This window comes from Eubacterium sp. AF36-5BH (assembly GCF_003460505.1).
In the GTDB taxonomy this organism is placed as follows: domain Bacteria; phylum Bacillota; class Clostridia; order Lachnospirales; family Lachnospiraceae; genus Eubacterium_G.
The window spans coordinates 89,010-111,394 of the sequence record NZ_QTVG01000008.1 but is presented as its reverse complement, the minus strand read 5'-3'; the positions used below and the strand labels follow the sequence as shown (position 1 = coordinate 111,394).

At 36.0% G+C, this 22,385-nt stretch carries 18 protein-coding genes; all 18 read left to right on the top strand.

Annotated features, from left to right (window positions below; genetic code table 11):
* Window positions 1-69: 69 nt before the first annotated feature.
* The gene (locus DW006_RS09895) at window positions 70-1,677 is read left to right on the top strand and encodes a VirD4-like conjugal transfer protein, CD1115 family (RefSeq protein WP_118000206.1); all 1,608 of its coding nucleotides are present in this window, start codon (window positions 70-72) and stop codon (window positions 1,675-1,677) included.
* 41 nt (window positions 1,678-1,718) lie between these two features.
* The gene (locus DW006_RS09890; RefSeq protein WP_050750973.1) at window positions 1,719-2,048 is read left to right on the top strand and encodes a hypothetical protein; all 330 of its coding nucleotides are present in this window, start codon (window positions 1,719-1,721) and stop codon (window positions 2,046-2,048) included.
* A gap of 33 nt (window positions 2,049-2,081) precedes the next feature.
* Window positions 2,082-2,924 carry a hypothetical protein gene (locus DW006_RS09885; RefSeq protein ID WP_021952019.1) on the top strand — a complete coding sequence of 281 codons (843 nt, stop codon included), beginning with the start codon at window positions 2,082-2,084 and terminating at the stop codon, window positions 2,922-2,924.
* Window positions 2,925-2,942: 18 nt separating this feature from the next.
* Window positions 2,943-3,341, top strand: coding sequence for a DUF4313 domain-containing protein (locus tag DW006_RS09880; RefSeq protein WP_118000204.1), 399 nt, complete (start codon window positions 2,943-2,945; stop codon window positions 3,339-3,341).
* Complete coding sequence (locus tag DW006_RS09875; RefSeq protein WP_021952020.1) at window positions 3,342-3,812, top strand: PrgI family protein; 471 nt, start codon at window positions 3,342-3,344, stop codon at window positions 3,810-3,812.
* Between the two features lie 12 nt (window positions 3,813-3,824).
* Window positions 3,825-6,203, top strand: a complete 2,379-nt coding sequence (locus tag DW006_RS09870) for a VirB4-like conjugal transfer ATPase, CD1110 family (protein WP_118000202.1) — start codon at window positions 3,825-3,827, stop codon at window positions 6,201-6,203.
* A gap of 100 nt (window positions 6,204-6,303) precedes the next feature.
* On the top strand, window positions 6,304-7,083 hold the full coding sequence (locus DW006_RS09865; RefSeq protein WP_005363082.1) for a hypothetical protein: 780 nt from the start codon (window positions 6,304-6,306) through the stop codon (window positions 7,081-7,083).
* A gap of 99 nt (window positions 7,084-7,182) precedes the next feature.
* Window positions 7,183-8,193: a DUF4238 domain-containing protein gene (locus tag DW006_RS09860; protein WP_118000200.1), complete on the top strand. Its 1,011-nt coding sequence runs from the start codon at window positions 7,183-7,185 to the stop codon at window positions 8,191-8,193.
* Between the two features lie 34 nt (window positions 8,194-8,227).
* Window positions 8,228-8,662: an NUDIX domain-containing protein gene (locus DW006_RS09855; RefSeq protein WP_040447152.1), complete on the top strand. Its 435-nt coding sequence runs from the start codon at window positions 8,228-8,230 to the stop codon at window positions 8,660-8,662.
* A 189-nt stretch (window positions 8,663-8,851) separates the two neighbouring features.
* The gene (locus DW006_RS09850) at window positions 8,852-9,724 is read left to right on the top strand and encodes an AraC family transcriptional regulator (protein ID WP_158561116.1); all 873 of its coding nucleotides are present in this window, start codon (window positions 8,852-8,854) and stop codon (window positions 9,722-9,724) included.
* Between the two features lie 264 nt (window positions 9,725-9,988).
* The gene (locus tag DW006_RS09845) at window positions 9,989-11,689 is read left to right on the top strand and encodes an NlpC/P60 family protein (protein ID WP_118000198.1); all 1,701 of its coding nucleotides are present in this window, start codon (window positions 9,989-9,991) and stop codon (window positions 11,687-11,689) included.
* A 56-nt stretch (window positions 11,690-11,745) separates the two neighbouring features.
* Complete coding sequence (locus tag DW006_RS09840; protein ID WP_118000195.1) at window positions 11,746-12,096, top strand: hypothetical protein; 351 nt, start codon at window positions 11,746-11,748, stop codon at window positions 12,094-12,096.
* A gap of 1 nt (window position 12,097) precedes the next feature.
* Window positions 12,098-12,676, top strand: a complete 579-nt coding sequence (locus tag DW006_RS09835; protein ID WP_118000193.1) for an MT-A70 family methyltransferase — start codon at window positions 12,098-12,100, stop codon at window positions 12,674-12,676.
* On the top strand, window positions 12,666-18,461 hold the full coding sequence (locus DW006_RS12450; RefSeq protein WP_347475129.1) for a DEAD/DEAH box helicase family protein: 5,796 nt from the start codon (window positions 12,666-12,668) through the stop codon (window positions 18,459-18,461). Before DW006_RS09835 ends, DW006_RS12450 begins: the two co-directional genes overlap by 11 nt.
* A complete protein-coding gene (locus tag DW006_RS09820) occupies window positions 18,442-18,816 on the top strand; it encodes a TnpV protein (protein WP_001129922.1) in 375 nt (124 codons plus the stop codon). The genes DW006_RS12450 and DW006_RS09820 overlap by 20 nt, the downstream gene beginning before the upstream one ends.
* 366 nt (window positions 18,817-19,182) lie before the next feature.
* Window positions 19,183-21,102, top strand: coding sequence for a tetracycline resistance ribosomal protection protein Tet(O) (gene tet(O), locus DW006_RS09815; RefSeq protein WP_117823345.1), 1,920 nt, complete (start codon window positions 19,183-19,185; stop codon window positions 21,100-21,102).
* A 51-nt stretch (window positions 21,103-21,153) separates the two neighbouring features.
* Entirely contained in the window at window positions 21,154-21,327 is a 174-nt protein-coding gene (locus tag DW006_RS09810; protein ID WP_002779755.1) for a cysteine-rich KTR domain-containing protein, read from the top strand.
* 490 nt (window positions 21,328-21,817) lie between these two features.
* Window positions 21,818-22,327, top strand: coding sequence for a sigma-70 family RNA polymerase sigma factor (locus tag DW006_RS09795; protein WP_002596252.1), 510 nt, complete (start codon window positions 21,818-21,820; stop codon window positions 22,325-22,327).
* Window positions 22,328-22,385 lie beyond the last annotated feature (58 nt).

Below are 22,385 nucleotides of genomic sequence, written 5' to 3'. Positions count from 1 at the left end.
GCAGGGGAAAAGGTGGAGATAATATCAAATCCTTACCTATTGCTATAAATATTAAGAAGCACGGGAGAGATGCTAAAGAATAACGGATATAACATAAAGGTCATCAATCTTATAGATATGGACCAGTCAGACTGTTATAACCCGTTTTTTTATATAAGAGAAGAAACAGATGTAATAAAACTTATAACAAACCTAATTGCAAATACAACGCCTAAAGGTGCAACATCAGCTGATCCGTTTTGGGAAAAAGCCGAGGGAATGTTCCTTCAGGCGTTGTTTTATTATGTGTGGCTTGAGGTTCCGCCTAAAAGAAGAAACTTTGAAACAGTGCTTAAACTTATGGGAAAAGCTGAAGTAAAGGAAAAGGGTAAGCCATCACAGCTTGATGCCATAATGAAAGCTTTGGAAGAGACAAGTACGCTTGGCTCAAATCATCCTGCTGTAAAGCAGTACAACAAATGTATGAGAGGGGCAGGAGATACTGTCCGTTCTATTATTATCAGTGCCAATTCAAGACTTGCTTTTCTTGAAAATAAGAAGGTACTAAGGATTCTTTCAAGAGATGAAATGAATCTTGCTGATATTGGAATCGGAGTTAATGGAGATTGTGAAACCAAGACTGCACTGTTTTGTGTTATTCCTGATTCGGATAAATCCTACAACTTTATTATAGGAATGCTGTATACACAGATATTTCAGGAACTATACTATCAGGCAGATTTCAATTTCGGTGGAAGATTACCTATACATGTTACTTTTATGTTGGATGAATTTGCAAACGTTGCTCTGCCGGATGACTATTGTTCATTACTGTCAACAATGCGAAGCAGGGAAATAAGTTCTGTAATCATCATACAGAACCTTGCACAGATTAAAGCATTGTTTAAGGAAACGTGGGAAACAATTCCAGGAAACTGCGACACGCTTATTTATCTTGGAGGTAATGAGCAGAGTACCCATAAGTATATATCAGAGCTTCTTGGAAAGGGAACCATTGATAAGAGGTCAAGCGGAGAAACAAGAGGACGTCAGGGAAGCAGCTCAAGAAATTATGATGTGCTTGGAAGAGAACTTATGACACCTGATGAGGCAAGAAAATTTGACAATAAAAAGTGTCTTATATTTATCAGAGGATTTGATCCCATTGTGGATAATAAATTTATACCGTTTAAGCATCCTGCGTTTGAACAGACTGCTGACGGTAAAGGAAAACCTTATATACACACACCTAAGGAGGATTCGACTTTTGTCGGTCCTCCTTTTGAAATCCTTAATAAACAGTCATTGGCATATTTTGAAAAGCTAAAGGAAAAAGGTGAAAACGTGTACATAGATGAAATGACACTGGAACAATTCATGCTGCTTGGTAATGACGGAATTGAAAAGAGATTAAGTAAAGCTCAAAGTAACGAGAAAAAAAGTCCTGCAGAAAAGGAAATGGCATATGAACTTGAGTATCAGGATGATGATGCTTCAGGTGGTGAAAAAAACACGGTAAAAAGAAAAGCATTAAAAGATGACACAGTTACAAACCGAATACTTAACTGGAACTTTTCAAAGGAACAAAAGGAAGAAGCAAAGGCAGCAATGAAAGAAGGAATTCCGGTTAAAAGGATTCTTGAATATTTTTATCCTGAGACATCGGTGGAAGAAATGAGAAACAAATTTAGAAGTTAGAAAAGGAGTAAGAGATTATGATAAGAGATTTAGTTAAGAAAATGAAAGATAAGAAAGAGACAGTTGGTGCAAAAATTAAAAACAATGTGATTCCGGCATTATCTGGAGCATTAATGATGACAACGATTGAATGTACAAATGTATTAGCAACGGATACAAGCTCTGTAACAAAACCGCTTGATAATCTTAAAACATTGATACTGGCAATTATCGGAGCAATCGGTGTAATAATTCTTGCTAAAAACGTAATGGAGTTTGCACAGGCATATCAGCAACAGGATTCGTCCACAATGAATTCTGCCCTTAAAGGAATTGTAGCAGGAATAATGATGGCAGGAATATCATCAGTTCTTGGAATTCTTGGATTTTAGAATCTAAAAACGGAAGAAAAGAGGTGATGAAAGTTGGATATTTTTAATCTGGGACAGCAGATACTTGATTTGCTTGAGATGGTCTTTGGATTCTGGAACAATCAGATATCACTTGTATTTGCTCTCTTAGGACAGTCACCGGTCAGTTTCAAAAGCGGGGGTCCGTGGGGAGTAATACAGAATCTGGAACCAATTTTTGTAGGTGTCGGTTCTTCGCTGGTTGTACTGTTCTTTGTTATTGGTTTTTGCTCGGAGAGTGTGGATGTAAAAGAGGACATGAGGTTTGAAGTTATTCTTCGTATGCTTATGAGAATAGGAATAGCAGAATGGCTTGTAGCAAACAATGTAACAATAATGAAAGCATTTTTTACCTCCGCAGGCAATCTGGTAAAACTTGTCGGAGCAGGAGAAATGGCAGAGCTTACCATAGACAGCGGACAGGCTGAGATTATAAAAAATCTTGGCTTTGGTTCAAGTCTGGTAATGCTGATACTTGCATCAATACTTTCCATTGTCATCATAGTGTGTGGATTTTTCCTGATATATACAGTGTATTTCAGATTCCTAAAGATACTGATTTTAGTACCTTTTGGAGCAATTGCATTTTCAACAGTCAGTGGAAACAGAATGGTAAGCCATACGGCGGTTTCATATGCAAAGTACTTTTTATCAATTGTGTTTGAGGCTGTGACAATGGCACTGGCTATAGTAGTGTGCAATGCACTAATAAGTGCAGGACTTCCGTCATTTACGGGAGAATATGCTGACTGGACTCAGACACTTATATATCTGTGTGAAATGACATTTACAATCGCACTTACAGTAGGAACGGTAAAGGGTGCACAAAATCTTACAAGCAGGGCATTAGGATTATAAAAGTTAGGAGGAGAGAAGATGAACAAAAAGATGAATTATGAATCTAAATGGGGAGATGTAAATGTAGAACTTTCAATGAGCCAGTATACAGACAATGGCAATATTTATCTTGAACTGGTAAATACAGAGGGTGAATATCCGGAACCTTATGGAAACATAACTGTTAATTTAGTGGAAGTACCTAAATACTGCGGATATGTTGATACAAATAACATGCCGGAGATGGAAAAGTTTTTGGAAGAAAATTATTTAGGAGATTTCACGGGAATTACATTAAAAAGCGGTTTTTGCGAGTATCCGCTTTATGTTTTCAATGTGGATAAACTACGAGAGTTATGCCCCAAACAGATGGCTGAATATGAAAAAAACTTTGAGCGTAACAGAGATAAAGAACATGAAAAAGGGCAGGTGAAATAAATGTCAGTAGAAATAAATAAAGATATAGATAAATTTCAGGAATCGGTTGTGTTAGGACTTACAGCAAAACAGCTTATAGCTTCAATTCTAAGTGTGCTGGTGGGTGGAATAATAGTATTCCTTACATATAAAAAAGTAGGTCTTACGTTGTCAGCATATATAGCCATTCCGGTGGTGGCTCCAATAGCTTTAAGCGGATTTTATACATACAACGGAATGAGCTTTATGCAGGTAATGAAAAAAAGAATACAGTTTATGTTTAAAGCAAAACCGTTACTTTATAAGTCTACGGAAAATGCAGAGGAGTTAAAGAAAATCGCAGCACAGATTGAGGAAGAAAAAAGAAAGACGGAAACGGATAATAAATCAGAGTTTAACAAAACAAAAAAGAAAATGATTGTGGTGCTTGCAGTAAGCATCGTGTCAGTAATTGCAGCCATAGGCATTGCCTGTGGCTGTAAATTTTTATAAGGAGGAAATAACATGGGATTATTTACGGATGGGTTTAAGAAATTAAAGAAAGCATCTGAACCGCTTTACAAAAGTCCTAAATCCATACAGGAAACAATAGAAATAATGGAAGTATCTGAAAGCGGAATCTTTAAGGTACAGCAGAATAAATATTCAAAAACATACAAGTTTATGGATATTAATTATACAACTGCAACTTATGACGAGCAGGAAGAAATACTGCAGAGATACTGTAAATTCTTAAATTCTTTTGACTGTTCTTTTAAGATTACAATCAATAATAAAAATAAAGACATGCAGGATTTGAGAAAGTACATACTTCTTCCATACTTAAATGACGGTTTTGATGATTTCAGAAAAATATATAACAAAATCATAGAGGAGAAGATAAAGGAAGGAAGACAGGGAATAGAGCAGGAAAGATATCTGACCGTAACTGTTGAGAGAAAAACATTTGAAGAAGCAGGGGCACAGTTTGCAACCATTGAGGTAAATATAAGAAAAGCATTTAATGAACTTGGAACAGGTATTAAAGCGTTAACAGGAAATGAAAGACTCCATGTGCTGCATGATTTTTACAACATTGGAAAAGAAGATGAGTTTGATTTTGACATAAGGGAAGCAAAACGTGTGGGAAGAGATTTCAGAAATGATTTGTGCAATGGAATGATTAAGTTTCATCAGGATTATTTTGAGACAGAAAACAAGTTTTGCCGGGCATTATTTTTCAAAAAATATCCAAAGAGTTTGTCAGAAGAACTTCTTAATACAATCACAATGCTTCCGGTACATATGATAACAAGCATAGATGTTGTTCCGGTTCCAAAAGATATGACCATTAGGGTTTTACAGAAAAAGTATCTGGGAGTAGAATCAGATATTATAAAACAGCAACAGGTAAGAAACAGAAACAATGATTTTTCAACAGAGATTTCTTATGCAAAGAGGATGGAGAAAAAAGACATTGAAGACATGATGAACAACGTAAGGGAAAATGATGAGAGCATGTTTTATACTTCCGTTAATATAATCGTTATGGCAGACAGTAAGGAAGAACTGGAAAGTGCCTGTGAAACAATTGTGACAATTGGAAAAGGTAATGGAGTTACAATCGACACAAATCAGTTTATGCAGAGGGAAGCATTAAATACCATACTTCCAATTGGTGTAAGACAGATTGAAACAATGAGAACAATGCTTACCAATTCACTTGCAGGTTTAGTTCCATTTAACGTGCAGGAATTAAATGACGAAGGCGGCAATTATTACGGTATCAATCAGGTGTCAAAGAATATCAATGTTGGAAACAGAAAGAAGCTTATAAATGGAAACGGGTTTGTATTTGGTGTTCCCGGTTCAGGAAAATCCTTTTTCAGCAAAATGGAAATGGGAAGTGTTTTTTTAAAAGGAGAAGATGATGTAATCGTAATTGATCCGATGCATGAATACTTTGACATTGCAAAGACGTACGGAGGAACAGTTGTTAATTTATCAACGTATACGGATAACTATGTAAATCCTCTTGATATGGACGTGTGGAATCTGGATGCCAGAGACTCAAAAGGATGGATTAGGGAAAAATGTTCATTTATGTTTGGCTTGTGTGAACAGTGTCTTAATAAACCGCTTACACCGCAGCAGCGTTCTATTATTGACAGGTGCTTAACAGAGATGTATTTGGATATCGCAAGAAGCAGAGAAAAGTATATTCCGGTAATGTCTGATTTTTATGAAAGACTATTAAACCAGACAGATGCAGATGAAAGAAAGATAGCTAAGGATATTGCCCTTTCTCTTGAAATCTTTGTAAAAGGTTCCTTAAACATTTTTAATAATCAGACAAACGTGGATATGAATAACAGATTTACTGTTTATGGAATAAGAGACTTAGGACAGGACCTTGCCCCGGTATCTATGCTTATTATGATGGAAGCAATTCAGCAGAGAATTGTTGAGAACGGACAAAAAGGCAGGGCAACATGGCTTTACATAGACGAATTTCATGTTCTCTTAAATTCAGAGTACAGTGCAAAGTATTTACAGCAGCTATGGAAAAAGGTAAGAAAGCAGGGTGGACTATGCACAGGCATAACACAGAATGTTATTGACCTTTTGCAGAACTATACTGCAACGACTATGCTTGCAAACAGTGAGTTTGTGGCAATATTAAAACAGGCAAACACAGATGCAGAAAAAATAGCGGAAGTGGTAGGTGTATCAGAGTCACAGCTTGAATTTGTAAGCAATGCACCGTCAGGCATGGGACTTATTAAGTGTGGAAACGTGATTATTCCGTTTGATAATACTATCAGCAAAGACACAGAGCTTTATAAATTGTATAATACAAATATCCATGAAAGAATAGCAAATAAGGAAAGTATCAATAGTTAAGTGAGTAGATAAAAGGAATAACCTATGTTAAAATTGTATCAGATAAATATGTGATTCTATTTTAACAAACCAATAAATTGTATTGGGTAAAGGAGGAGTAATGGGAAAAATAATTTATGAAAATTCAGAACCTGTAATCCATTTCGATTATTTGGTAAATAACAGTAAATATAATAAACTAACGAGGGAAAATTATGCGGTTATAGATAAGCGAACGTCATTTTATTTTAAAAATAATCCAAAAGCATACGAAATAAATAAGTCGGATATTGATGAAGGAAAAGTGCCAAGATATGATTTAGCATTAGACAAAAAAGGATTAACATATACAGATGAATGGTGCGAAAAACATAGAGAACAGGCTTTAAAAAATTTTGATATGAATATGGAGTATTATAAGTATGTGGGCAAAAATTTTGAAGAAAAACTAAATGAATTTTTGTTGACAGATGGAAGTGAGTTTAAAGAATACTATTCTCTAAATCACGAAGATATGAAAAAACCAGGAATATATATGCTTGTATTAGGTGAATATAAAAGAATCTATATAGGAATTACCAGAAAGCAAACATTACGCCGAAGAATATTAAAACATTGGAGCACGGTAAAACAGTTTGATAGATTAATATGGGGAAGCGTTAATAGTTCAATTATATCAATTGATTCGTTTGGGTGTTTAGATACAACAAGGATTTTTTTGATACCTGTAGATAGCGAAGCGATTGACGAGTTATATGAAAAAGAATTACAAATTACAAGTAGTCCGTTGATTTACAATTTTCTTCAAAACAGAACATCCGGTGGAATGACAACGTATATGGATTCAGTGATGAATATGAGATGTATTGATATAAAAAATAATTGTATAAAAGACCTTTGAGGTAAAGGAATAACAATACAAAAAAATGAAGAGTAATAAGCTAAAGATACTTTATTGTTTAGGTACTATTACAGTATAAACGGTGGAGGAGTTGGTGATATGGTACAACAAAAAGTAAAAAATGAACATTATGTTCCACAGAGATATTTGCATACATTTGCAAAACAAAAGGGAAAAACATATCGTTTTAATATTTTTGATAAAGAAAAAATTCAAATTAGACCGGGAAATGTTGAAGATTATGCATCGGAAAGATATTTTTACGATGTAGATTTTGAGCAGTTGAGAAAAAAAGCAGAAGAAAAAGATCCCAATTTTAAGATAGATCCTGAGATGGAAAAGTTGATGCAAGAGATTGACACTCAACATATTGAGCATTTTTTTGCAGAAAATGTAGAAACTTTTTTGTTTGATTCTGTTGCACAAATTACATCAACTTATATGATGGCAAATCCTGTACGATTGTTAGAAATGGAAATTCTTAACGATGAACAAATGGATAAAATTTCGTTATATCTTGCATTGCAACAAGTGAGAACAAAGGAATTTAGGCAAGTAATCATTGAAACGTATGAAAGAATGCCATTACTACTAATGAAAAAAATGGCTAAATCGGAAGAAGAAAGAGAATTATTAAATAATATTAGACTAGAATGGAATGACGAAAATCAGAAGAAATTGCTTCATGCACAGATGATATTGGATGAAGAAAATATTACAAAGTTAGCATTAGTATTTAGGGATAAATATTGGATGGTGTTAATTAATGAAACTGGGATGCCATTTTATACTTCGGATAATCCGGTGGTACGATATGGACATTGTGGACAAATGGGATATGGAAGCCGGGGAATAGAAATTGCATTTCCAATAAATTCACGATTGATACTTGTTTTACGTGATAGGGACTACTTCTCAACGGATGGAGTTCTTCATAAGCATTTTTGTAAAATAGACGAAGAAAATGTTATTTTTTATAACGCTTTACAAGTGCAACAAAGTTATAGATATGTTTTCTGTAAAGAAGAAAAATTTGATTTGGCAAACGATATACTAAAAAAAGAGCCTGAATTGAGTGATATAAATCGCAATAGATTTTTTATGTGTTGATAGATTTTTTGAATTCTACGGAGGTATATGTAGTTTGGTTGAAGTACAGTTTTATGATAGTATTAATGATAATTTATTAAAATTTGCGGTCATTATTTCAAAATTTGACGGGAAGTGGGTTTTTTGTAAACATTGGGAGAGAGATACCTATGAAGTTCCAGGTGGACACAGAGAAGCAGATGAACCTATTTTAGAAACAGCAAAGAGAGAATTGCAAGAAGAAACGGGAGCTGTTAATTTTGAAATAAAGCCAATATGCGTGTATTCAGTGAAAGGCAAGACAAGAGTGAATGAAAATATAGATGATGAAACGTTTGGAATGCTTTTTATTGCTGATATTACTTCTTTTGGAAATATAAATAGTGAAATAGAAAAAATTATTATTGTAGATGATTTGGTTGATAATTGGACATATCCATTAATTCAGCCTAAATTGATAGCTGAGGCAAAGAAAAGAGGCTATATATAATCACTCGAAGTTTTCAATTTGCCGAAGAGACAAATTCAAAATTATCGAGAATATAAAGTGATGTAAAAATTTGCAGTTGATGGTGAGATTATATGTAATTTTGTTAGAAGAATCAGCAATTTGGGAACAGTTAAAGCGAAAGAAATGATTTAATATATAACTACCACGTGGAGTTGAGAGGTGATGGTTATGAATCACGTACTAAAATATATTGAAGAACATTTAGAAGAATCATTAAATATAAAAAGATTGGCAGAGATAGCTGGGTATTCTGAGTATCATTTTATTCGTATGTTTAAGCGATATACGAATGAAACCGTTATGGAGTATGTTTGCCGACGTAGACTTATTAGGGCATGTGAAGATATTTTGTTGGGGATGCGTATAATTGACGTTGCAATAAAATATGGATGGCAGTCACATAGTGCTTTTTCTAAGTCGTTCAATAGAGAATTTGGATTTCCACCATCACTCCTTAAAACAATGAAATTAGAAATTGATTGTATAGGAGGTAGTTATATGAATCATATTTTTTTGCAAACTACAAAAATTGGTATGAGCAAAGAGGAATTGCTTGAACTACTGGAAGAAACAATGGATAAAAATAGTATTGCTTTTGCCCCCAAAAAATTATCAGAGGTTTTTAAAGTAGCATGCAATGCTTATAAAGACAAAAAAAGATATTCGGGTGAGGAGTATGTTACGCATCCTATAAATGTTTCAATCTTGTTAGCTGAATTAGGGGCGGAACAAGATATTATTTTAGCAGGCATGTTTTGTGATGTGTCGACCAAAGGGAATGATGCCAATTTAGAAAATGAATTGCCATACGACATATGGAATATAGTTAAACGAATTGATAATCAAGAATCAAATGAAGTGATTTTGATTAAACTTGCTGAAAGACTTCACAATATGCGAACAATAGATTACATTGATGAAAACAAAAAAGTAGCAAAAGCGAAAGAAACTATTGAAATTTATATGCCTTTAGCAAGAAAAATTAATAATCAAAAATTGATTGATGAACTTAATAATTTGGCCTATAAGTACAATAATTGATACTTGTTAGTCATTGCAGTTAATATAAGGGGAACCCAGGTTTAATGTATGATATTTTGTTTGAACGCAGAACAGAAATATGGTAATCTTGTCAATATTTAAGTTTCATGAAATAACAGAAAATCATCAAAAGATAGAAAATCGCAATTGTTGTATTTTATAAGAAAACCTATGAATTAAAAAAATATATAACATCACTTAAAAATTGTTAAGCCATTACAAAGCTAAAAACTTTGTAGTGGCTTTCTTTATGCAGGAGGAAAAATGGAAAAGAGGAAAGAGAAAAAGGAAAGGCATATCCATAGCCGTGATATGCCAAATTTCCGTAGAAATGATACAGATAAAAGAAAAGTCATTAAAGATAAAAAGAAAGTCCTAAGACAAGGAACAGATATGGCAGTAAGAACGGGAGTAAAAACCACGCTAGACCAAATGGAAGGCAGTGAGGAAGTAGAAAATGCACTGGTTACTGCGGCAGTTGTTACAACTCCCATTAGAAAAACAGCAAGTAAGACAACTAAAACTGTAAAAGAGAAAGCAAAGCGAAAACGTGTAAAAGAGCAGTCTGAAAAAAATGTAAGAGAAAAGCAGAAAAGTGAAAATAGAAAAATACACAGTCAGACACACAAAGAAGACAGTTATGCAAAGGAAAAGCAAATACGCAAGAGGGAAAATAGTGTAAAGAAAGATACAACAGGAGGAAATAAAGTAAAATCCGGTAAATCAAACAGCAGTAGTGATAGAGGCAGTCATTCAGCTTCCAAAAGCAGAAAGGTTGCTTTTTTTGTGGAAAAATTAAGAAGTACAGGAATGACAACATCGTTAAACAGTGAAAATCAGAAGTCTGGTGTATCTGACATAATGAAGACAGTTATGATAAAGATTGGTGCTGTTTTACTTCCAATTGTTTTACTTCTGTTTTCCATAGTTGCCATTGCCACAGCGTTGGTAGCCGTAGTTATAGCGGTTATATATAACTCTCCATTTTCTATATTCTTTCCACCATTAGAGAATGGAGATACCGTTATGACAGTCACAAGCCAGTATGTTGCTGAGTTTAACAGAGACATCAATACTATGGTTACCGAACATAAGGACTGTGATATTGGAAAAATCGTATACGTGGATTATGAGGGAACATCATCCGCACCATCCAATTACTATGATGTCATGAGTGTATATATGGTTAAATACGGTGTAGGAAATACTGCAACGGTTATGAATGATACAGCGAAGGCAAATCTTAAAACAGTGTTTGATGATATGTGTTCATACACCACATCAACGGGAGAAGAAAAGATTAAAAATGAAAGTGGTAATAAAGAAAAGAAAAAAGTTCTTTATGTAAATGTTACTTTAAAAACATATCATCAAATGGAAACAGAGTATGGAATGAGTGATGATGAAATAAGTATGCTTAATTCCCTGATGAGTCCTGAAAATCTGTCTTCACTGGGTATTACCAGTGGCAGTACGGGAACACAAACCGGAGGGAATAAAAAGTCATTGCTTACGCAGAATGAGATTAATGAGATTTTAAACAAGATAACTGATGAAAAAGCAAAAACAGCAGTGAGTTTTGCATTGTCAAAAGTAGGTTATCCGTACAGTCAGCCACTTAGAAATTCAGGGACACATTTTGACTGTTCATCTTTGGCATATTATTCATGGAACAGTGCCGGCATATCTGTAATGACGGACGGTTCAAATACGGCAGCATCTGAGGCTAAGTGGTGCAGTGATAATGACTGTACTGTGAAAGAAGAAAACCTAAAGCCGGGAGACCTTATATTCTACAGTTATTCAAATAACGGAAGATATAAAAATATAAGTCATGTAGGAATTTATGTCGGAGACGGAAAAATGGTTGAAGCAGTGGATGAGGCAACTGGAGTTGTTATGCAGGATTATCATAATGGTGGTCTGGTTATGATAGGAAGACCGGATAAAAAGAAGAAAAATTAAAATTATTAAGGAAGCAGAGCATAAATTGTTCTGCTTCTTTTGGAACAGGAGGACAAATGAGAGAAACATATATTAAAAACATGGAGTTTTTGATAAGCGAACTTCATAAGGAATGGAATAAAAGCAAAGGAGACAGCAATCAAATTAAAGTATCTTTAAATAAGGCTCATAAATTACGAAGTAAGATTTCAGAACATATAGTAAAACAACAGAAAACTATTAATGAAGACACAAACATTGACTTTGAGGAAAGTATGAAAATGTCAAAAGAAAATTTTGTAATGTTAAGACTGATAAAAAAGATAAACAGAAATATGAAAAAAGGTGAAAAAGAATTTTCTGTAAATCTTGATACAGAAGAATACAATGTATATTTGAAACTTTTAGAATCGAAAGAAGGTGCGTAGCATGGGTAAAAAATATAAAGTGATTTACGCTGATCCCCCTTGGCAGTATCGTGTGTATTCAAAAAAAGGTCAGGGAAGAAGTGCAGAAAATCATTACCATACAATGAATATTGATGACATACGTTCACTTCCGGTAGCTAATATTGCAGATGATGATTGTGTATTATTTTTATGGATTACGTTTCCATGTCTTAAAGAGGGAATTTCCGTAATGGAGAGCTGGGGATTTACATATAAAACCTGTGGTTTTAACTGGGTAAAGAGAAATAAGAAAAAAGACACTTATTTTATGGGGTTAGGATTTTGGACAAGGTCTAATTCAGAAGTATGTCTAATCGGAACCAAAGGACATCCTAAACGTGTTTCCAAAGCTGTAAGTCAGATATGTGATGCAAGAGTAATGGCACACAGCAAAAAGCCTGATGAAATAAGGAAACGTATTGTAGAGCTTTGCGGGGATGTGCCACGTATTGAACTGTTTGCCAGAGAGACAGCTGAAGGTTGGGACTGCCTTGGCGATGAAATTGACGGAAAGGATATAAGAGATGCCTTGAAAGGGGTGATTGAAAATGAGTGCTGATTACAAGGTACAAAGACTGTATGACGAGTATATTCATGACATTGTATCCAGTGCAGACAACTGGAAAAACTTTTTAAGAATAGCAGGAAGAATTTACAGATATGAGTTTGACAACATACTTATGGTTTATGCACAGCGACCAAATGCAACTCTGGTAGGAGATTATGATTCATGGAAAAAGGTAGGCAGATATGTAAAAAGAGGAAGCAGGGGAATTGCAATATTTCCGTCAAAGATTTTAAAAACACATATGCGATACATTTTTGATATATCTGATACAGGAGGAAAGAACGTTAAACTAACATGGGATTTGAATGGTGATAATCTAAAAAGTCTGGTGGACGAACTGACAGAAGAAGGAAAGATTGAGCCTTATTTAAATGATGACAGAAAAAGTTTAAAGAATCTCTTAAAGAACTATACAAAGGAGAACATACGATCTATAATGAAAGAGAAATCCGAAGCAGAGATTTCTGAACTTAACTGGATTACAGGTGGTGTGATTAATGGTGGAGATAATGAAACGCAGGGGCTTACTGTTGAAAAAATGTTATATGAAAGCGTTTTATATGCAGTAGGTACAAGATGTGGATTTGACATGTCCGCTGAAGAACAGGACATGAGTTTTATAATAAATATATCTGATGAAGATGATATTTACCGCTTTGGTTCCCTTGTATGTGACGTATCCTGTAGTGTTCTTAAAGAGTTTAATTACAGAGTAAGACGAATAGAAAAAGAAAGGAGCGTCACAAATGAAAGAAAAGAGAATAACTTATCACGAGGGAGCAGACGGAATGCTGTATCCGAATCTGGAATTGCCACAGGAGCAGGAAATAAGCATGACACAGATAGGAAAGTACGGAATGATGGCAGCAGAGTATCTGAAGGAAAACGAGAGGAACAGATACAACACACTGTATCGGCTGGGAAGACTGGCAGAGAAAATGAAGGAAGTGGACACGGAGGCAAACAGTCTGATAGACACGCTGATGACGGATTACTTAAAGAAACACAAATCTCAGAATCTTACTTCAACAATGGGAATGTGGAAACTAAGGAATCAGGCAAAGATGATGGCAGAGGAAGTGGTTCTAAATCAGATAGTGTACAGATTTCACTAGAAAATAAATCTGAAAATTCTGACGGAAAGATAAATGAAGAATTAAATAAAGAACTGGATGAAATTAATTCATTTGGAGTATCAAGGGAAGCAGGCTTTGAGCAGGCTTCCTTTTTATTTGATGATAATACTAAAGAAATAACAGTTGCAGACAGTAAAAAAACTTTGCCTAATCAAAGAAAAAAATATACCTATATGGAACCGAAAAAAGAACGTGTAGTTCCTCATGATTACATTGTTTCAGTTCTCTTAAGAGGAACCGGATTTGTGGGAGGAAAGGAAAGAGTATACAAAATATATCAGACAGTGGACAGCCCATCAGAAAGAGCAAAACTTATAAAAAAGGAATTTGGTCTTGGAGGAGCAGGCTGGCCAATTAATGGCTATGGTTTACATGGATATGATACTTTTAAGCCTCAGGGAATGAAATTTCAGTGGAGAGATGCTGAAGGAGAAAAAGAAGGATATGTAAGCTGGAATACTGTTGAGGAAGAATTAAGGGTTCTGATAAACAAAGGAGAATATTATCAGGAGATAATTGAGGAAGAAATAATCGGTGAGTATGATATTCCGGATGAAGTGTTTGAAATGGGTAAAAAGCCTATACCTGACATGGAACGAGACATTGAAAAGAAAGACTTTCATTACAATCTGTGGGAAATTGAAACAGGAGGTTCTAAAACAAGGTATCAGTGGAATGTTGAAGCAATAAAAACATTAAAGCAGATTGAAAAAGAAGAAAGAATTGCAACAGATGATGAGCAGAAAATACTTTCACAGTATGCAGGGTGGGGCGGAATCCCGGAAGTGTTTGACGAAAAGAATGATTTATGGAGAAGGGAGTATAAAGAATTAAAAGAAATTCTTACCCCGGCAGAATATGAAAATGCAAGAGCAAGTGTTAATAATGCTTTTTACACTTCTCCTGACATTGCCATGTGCATTAATCAGGCACTTGCAAACTTTGGAGTAACAAAGGGAAACATTCTTGAACCGTCTATGGGTATTGGAAACTTTTTCGGAAGTATGCCTGATGCAATGCAAAACTGTAAACTTTACGGTGTGGAAATGGACGATGTTACAGGAAGAATAGCAAAACAGTTATATCAGAACGCAAGCATCACAATTGCAGGATTTGAAGATACAAAGTTTCCGGATAACTTTTTTGATGCTGCAGTCGGTAATGTACCCTTTGGAGATTATAAAGTATATGATCCAAAGTACAATAAGTTAAACTTTCGTGTACATGATTATTTTCTGACAAAGGCGTTAGACCAGATAAGACCGGGAGGAATAGCGGCATTTATTACAACGAAGGGCACAATGGACAAGGCAAACCCGAATGTAAGAAGATACCTTGCACAGAGGGCAGAATTAATCGGTGCAATAAGACTTCCCAATACGGCATTTAAAGAAAATGCAGGAACGGAAGTAACATCAGACATTTTGTTTTTTAAAAAAAGGGAACGACAGATAGACATTGAACCTGACTGGGTACATCTTGGATATACGAAAGAGGGCATACCGGTTAATTCATATTTTGTGGAGCACCCTGATATGATGCTTGGGACAATGGAGTATGATACAGGAAGATTTGGAGGTAAAAGCAAATATACCATATGTATAAATCATAAAGAAAATTTCAATATCTATGAAAGCTTAAGTAGTGCAATAGGAAAACTTGAGGCAACCGTAACAGACTTTGAAATTGAAGAACCGGAAGAAAATGAGGAGATAATTGAGGCAAATCCGGATGTCAGAAATTTTACATATACTTTTTTAGACGGTAAGTTGTATTTCAGACAAAACTCCCAGATGTATTTAAAGGAGTATCCAAGGACAGCTGAGGAAAGGATAAAAGTACTTGATGAGATAAGAAAACTTACAAGAAATCTTATTGACATACAGACTAAAGGATGCAGTGAGGAAGAATTAAAAAACTGTCAGGAGATATTAAATGATAAGTATGATGAGTTCATAAATAAATACGGTGCGATTACATCAAAGGCAAATAACAGGGCATTTCGTGATGATGCTGACTATCCTCTTCTGTGTTCTCTTGAAAACGTGGATGAAGACGGTGAGGTTACAAAGGCTGACATGTTTTATAAACAGACAATTAAACCGGAGGTGACGATAGACAGAGTTGAAACTGCAGTGGAAGCCCTTAATATTTCAATCAGTGAATTTGGAGAGGTAAACATTCCGTTTATGCTTAGTATATATACACCTGACATAAATGGATATGACGAAGATAAAAATAACAATTTTTCAGATGAGAATAGGTCAGATGATGCAGAGAGCCAAAAACTAATAGAAGAACTAAGAGGACTAATCTTTTTAAATCCCTCAAGATATAATGAAAACAATATGGATGAGGGGTGGGAGACGGCAGACGAATATTTGTCAGGAAACGTAAGAAGTAAGCTTACATTGGCAGAAAAGTATGCTGAAGAAACTCCTGAAATATTTAGAATAAATGCAGAAGAACTTAAAAAGGTTCAGCCTAAAGATTTGGATGCATCTGAAATAGATGTAAGGATAGGTACAACATGGATTGAAGAACAGGATTATGAGAAATTTGTTTATGAACTTCTAGGAACACCGAGACGTGCAAAAGCAATAAGAAGTGCTTATTATTCATCAGGAATAATGGTTCATCTGAATAAATACAGTATGGAATGGTTTATAGAAAATAAATCAATGGATAAGCATTCTGTGGCAGCTTCCAAAACATATGGAACAAGCCGCATGGATGCTTATTCTATTTTTGAAGCAAGCCTTAATTTAAAGACCGTAACTGTAAAAGACAGGGTGGATGACGGTGACGGTAAATATCATTATGTTGTAAATAAAAATGAAACAATGCTTGCAAGGGAAAAACAAAATCTGATTAAGGAGAAATTTAAGGAGTGGATATTTGCAGAACCGGAAAGAAGAAAGAAATATGTAGATTATTATAATCAGACATTCAATAATACAAGACTTCGTGAATATGACGGTTCAAGCCTGACTTTTCCGGGAATGAATCCTGAGATTGAATTAAGAACTCATCAGAAAAATGCAGTGGCAAGAATATTGTTTGGAGGAAATACACTGCTTGCCCATTGTGTTGGAGCAGGAAAATCATTTGAAATGATGGCAGCGTGTATGGAACAGAAAAGATTAGGTCTTGCAAACAAAACAGCAATGATTGTTCCTAAAGCATTAATAAATCAGACTGCATCTGAATTTTTACGTTTGTATCCGTCTGCAAACATACTGGTTGCAACAGAACGTGATTTTGAAAAAAGCAGAAGACAGCAGTTTATATCAAGAATAGCCACGGGAGATTATGACTGCATTATTATGTCCCATTCCCAATTTGAAAAAATTCCAATCTCAAAAGAGAGAAAGGAAAGAATGTTAAATGAGCAGATAGAACAGATTTCTTATGCCATAGATGAGACAAAAGAAAAGAATGGTGAAAGATGGACTGTAAAACAAATGGAAGCTCAGAAAAAAAGACTAAAAGAGCAGTTAAAGACTCTTACAGATGAGCAGAGAAAAGATGACCTGATTACATTTGAAGAATTAGGCATCGACTGTCTTATGGTGGATGAAGCACATAATTACAAAAACCTTGCCATATTTTCAAAGATTAATAATGTATCAGGAATCAGCAGTTCGGGAGCAAAGAAAGCAACAGACATGCAGCTTAAATGTCAGTATATAAATGAGATAAATCCGGGAAGAGGAATTGTATTTGCCACTGGAACACCTATAAGCAATACAATGTGTGAAATGTATGTAATGCAAAGTTATCTGCAGAAGGATACATTGGAAGAAAAGGGAATATATCATTTTGATTCATGGGCAGCAAACTTCGGTGAGATTACAACAGCACTTGAACTTACAGTTGAAGGAAGCGGTTTTCGTATGAAAAGCAGATTTAATAAGTTTACCAATCTGCCGGAGCTTATGAACATATTTAAACAGGTTGCTGATGTACAGACACAGGATATGTTGGAGCTTGAAGTTCCTAAATTAAGAGATGGAAAGTACATCATTGTGGAATCAGAGCCGGACTGGTATGTCAAACAGGTAATGGAAGATTTTGTGGTAAGGGCAGAGCGTATCAGAAATGGTGGCGTAGACTCCAGTGTTGATAACTTTTTAAAGATAACTCACGAGGCAAGATTGCTTGGAACGGATGCAAGACTTCTTGATAAGGATGCTCCAAACAATCCTGACGGAAAACTTAATAAGGTGGTAGAAAATGTGTTCTACGAATATGGCAGGGCGAACAGTGAAGAAAAAATAGGCTGTCAGCTTGTTTTTTCAGATATTGGAACGCCCGGAGGAAAAGATTTTGATGTATATAATTACGTAAAGTCTGAACTTGTAAAAAAAGGAATACCCGAAAATGAAATAGCATTTATTCATGATGCAAAAACGGATGCACAAAGAGATATCTTATTTAAGGAAATGAGAACAGGTAAAAAGAAGATACTTATAGGCTCAACAGATAAATGTGGTACGGGAGTAAATGTTCAGACACATCTTGTAGCAATGCACCATATAGACTGCCCCTGGAAACCGTCAGATGTAGGACGGATTTTGCGGACATTCAAAATAAAAAAGAATGTGGAGGTAACAGACAATGGCAAAATCATTATTTGAGGAACTGGGCGGCAAATACGAAAGGCAAGGGGATTATTTGATACCGTGCTTAACTGTACCCGCCGAAGAAGAACAGGCAATAGGCATCTGGGGGCAACGGCATTTAGATTATCTAAAACAGTACCGTAAAGTTACATACACCAATCTTCTTACAAGCGGCAGGCTAAACGCCTACCTTGCCGACATCAACAGACAGGCACAGGAACGCTTTGAAAGGCTCATAGAGGGTATGAAACAGGCACAGGGCATAACGGAACAGCTAAAGGCAGAAAACGCCTTAGAATGGACAGGATGCCTCAATAACATAAGGGCTTGTGCGAGGGAGATTGTGGAAAAGGAAATTATTTTTGCATAAACAGATGATTAGTGGCAGGGGGAAATCCTGCCGCTTTTTCTGCTTTAGTTTGTCAGCTTGACAAATAAAGGGTTAAGGAATATAATTAGATTCAGTATTATACAAGGAGTTAATAAATATGCGGCAAGGTATTCTTAAATAAACTGTCAATTTGATAGTGGGAACAAAAAGTAGCAGTCTCGTTTCACTTTTAATATGGGGCTTAGTTTTTTGTACCCAGTTTAAGAATACTTTTATCATGTAATTTTATATGCCCGAAAACATATAAGTGTTTTGGGGCTATTGGAGTTATTTACCCAGTGATAGGAGTATTTATCACTGGGTATTTTTATGCCCTTTTTTGGGTGTTGATAGGAGGAAAATCACATGAAAATAATTAACTTAGGCATTCTGGCTCACGTTGACGCAGGAAAGACAACATTAACGGAAAGTTTATTGTATACCAGTGGTGCAATTGCAGAACTAGGGAGCGTAGATGAAGGCACAACAAGGACAGATACAATGAATTTGGAGCGTCAAAGGGGAATCACTATCCAGACAGCAGTGACATCTTTTCAGTGGGAGGATGTAAAAGTCAACATTATAGATACGCCAGGCCATATGGATTTTTTGGCGGAAGTATACCGTTCTTTATCCGTATTAGACGGAGCAGTATTATTAGTTTCTGCAAAGGATGGCATACAGGCACAGACCCGTATACTGTTTCATGCACTACAGATAATGAAGATTCCGACAATTTTTTTCATCAATAAAATTGACCAAGAGGGGATTGATTTGCCAATGGTATATCGGGAAATGAAAGCAAAGCTTTCTTCGGAAATTATAGTGAAGCAAAAGGTTGGGCAGCATCCCCATATAAATGTAACGGACAATGACGATATGGAACAGTGGGATGCGGTAATTATGGGAAACGATGAACTATTAGAGAAATATATGTCAGGGAAACCGTTTAAAATGTCAGAACTGGAACAGGAAGAAAACAGGAGATTCCAAAACGGAACGTTATTTCCCGTTTATCACGGAAGCGCTAAAAACAATCTGGGGATTCGGCAGCTTATAGAAGTAATTGCCAGTAAATTTTATTCATCAACGCCTGAAGGTCAATCTGAACTATGCGGGCAGGTTTTTAAGATTGAATATTCAGAGAAAAGGCGGCGTTTTGTTTATGTGCGTATATATAGCGGAACATTGCATTTGAGGGATGTTATTAGAATATCTGAAAAAGAGAAAATAAAAATCACAGAGATGTGTATTCCGTCAAATGGTGAAATCGTCCCGGCTGACCATGCCTGTCCGGGAGAAATTGTTATTTTAGCTGATGATACTTTGAAACTGAACGATATCCTGGGAAATGAAAAACTCCTGCCTCACAAAACACGGATTGATAATCCCATGCCATTACTTCGGACAACGGTAGAGCCGCAAAAGCCGGAGCAAAGGGAAGCCCTGTTAAATGCCCTCGCAGAGATTGCTGATACAGACCCTCTTTTGCATTTTGACATTGATACTGTTACCCATGAGATTATGTTATCTTTTTTGGGGAATGTGCAGATGGAAGTCATTTGTGCCATCCTTGAGGAAAAATATCATGTGGAGGCAGAAATAAAAGAGCCTACTGTTATATATATGGAAAGACCGCTTAGAAAAGCAGAATATACCATCCACATAGAAGTCCCGCCAAATCCTTTCTGGGCTTCTGTCGGGTTGTCCATAGAGCCGCTCCCTATTGGAAGCGGAGTGCAGTATGAAAGCAGAGTTTCACTTGGATATTTAAATCAATCGTTCCAAAATGCGGTTATGGAGGGGGTTCTTTATGGCTGCGAGCAGGGGCTGTATGGATGGAAAGTGACAGACTGTAAAATCTGTTTTGAATATGGATTGTATTATAGTCCTGTAAGTACCCCCGCAGACTTTCGGCTGCTTTCCCCTATCGTATTGGAGCAGGCTTTAAAAAAAGCAGGGACAGAACTATTAGAGCCATATCTCCACTTTGAAATTTATGCACCGCAGGAATATCTCTCACGGGCGTATCATGATGCTCCAAGGTATTGTGCAGATATTGTAAGTACTCAGATAAAGAATGACGAGGTCATTCTGAAAGGAGAAATCCCTGCTAGATGTATTCAAGAATACAGGAACGATTTAACTTATTTCACAAATGGGCAGGGAGTCTGCTTGACAGAGTTAAAAGGATACCAGCCAGCTATTGGTAAATTTATTTGCCAACCCCGCCGCCCGAATAGCCGTATAGATAAGGTTCGGCATATGTTCCACAAGTTAGCTTAACAGCTTGCAAAAGTCATATAAAATGAGATTTGAAAGGATTAGAGACTAATTATGATGAAATGCGAATGGATATTGTGTCCTGTTTGTGGGAGCAAAACCCGTAATAAAATTAGGAAGGACACTGTTTTGGAGAATTATCCCCTTTATTGTCCAAAATGCAGACAAGAAAGATTGATTAAAGTTGACAACTTGAAGATAACTGTCATCAAAGAGCCAGACGCTTAAGACGCAGAGCCGATGAAATTGTGGAACAATTCACGAATCATCGGCTCTTTTTGTTTCGTATTTGAAAGAACAAACTCACCAAATAAAAAAAACGATATTCGGGTGGGTTATTTTGTTATACCCTAAATTACCCTCTGAATTTGTTTTTAAATTTGGAGGGATTTTTTTATGTCCTTTTTTCGGGCAGTTATCTATCTGCTCATACGAAGCAAAATTTATCAATACATAGCATATCAGAGAACGGCAGGAAACCAGTTAAAAAAATTTCTGCCTATGCAACGGCACTTCCTGCCTTGAATGTAGAAGTACAATCTCCATACAACAGAATTAATATTTCCCATAACCGTAAAGGTCATAGAGCCTTTGCGGTTTTTCTTTTGTCGATTTTTGTTGGAAAGTGCCATAGGGCTATTAGTGGTGTTAGGTGTCGTTCGCCACCTCTCCATCTGGATTTTGAACATTTCAAAAATTCAGATGGGAGGTACTTACAGTGAAATACGCACCGAGAAAGGTATATATCAAGGAAAGCGGCAGATATGTGGAACTGTCCTATACGGATTTCTGCCGCCGCAGGGAATCCGACCAGACCTATATGGACAAGCTGTTTATCCCCATTCAAGGCTGTCTGCTTGAAGTCGTGAGGGAGCAATACACGGACTTCTACCGAGATAAGGAACGGTGGCGTTATCTGAAAAAATTAGATACGAAGAACAGCCTGCTTTCTCTGGATGGATTTACGGACAGCGAGGGGAAGCCTTTAGACTTTATCGCTGATGAAGCGGCAGACATTGCGGAAACCGTTGTCAATGCGGTTATGGTGGACAGGCTGAAAGCCGCCCTGCCTTTGCTGTCGGATAGTGAACAGGAATTGATACAGGCAATCTTTTTTGACGGACTTTCTGAGCGTGAAGTCGGGGCGAGGTTCGGCATAACCCAGAGCGTTGTGAACAAACGCAAAGCCAGAATCCTAAGAAAACTAAGAAAGATAATAGAAAATTAAAATTTAAGGCGTTCAGCCCCCTTGTTTTTTCCTTTGGGAAAATGAGGGGGTTTTTCTC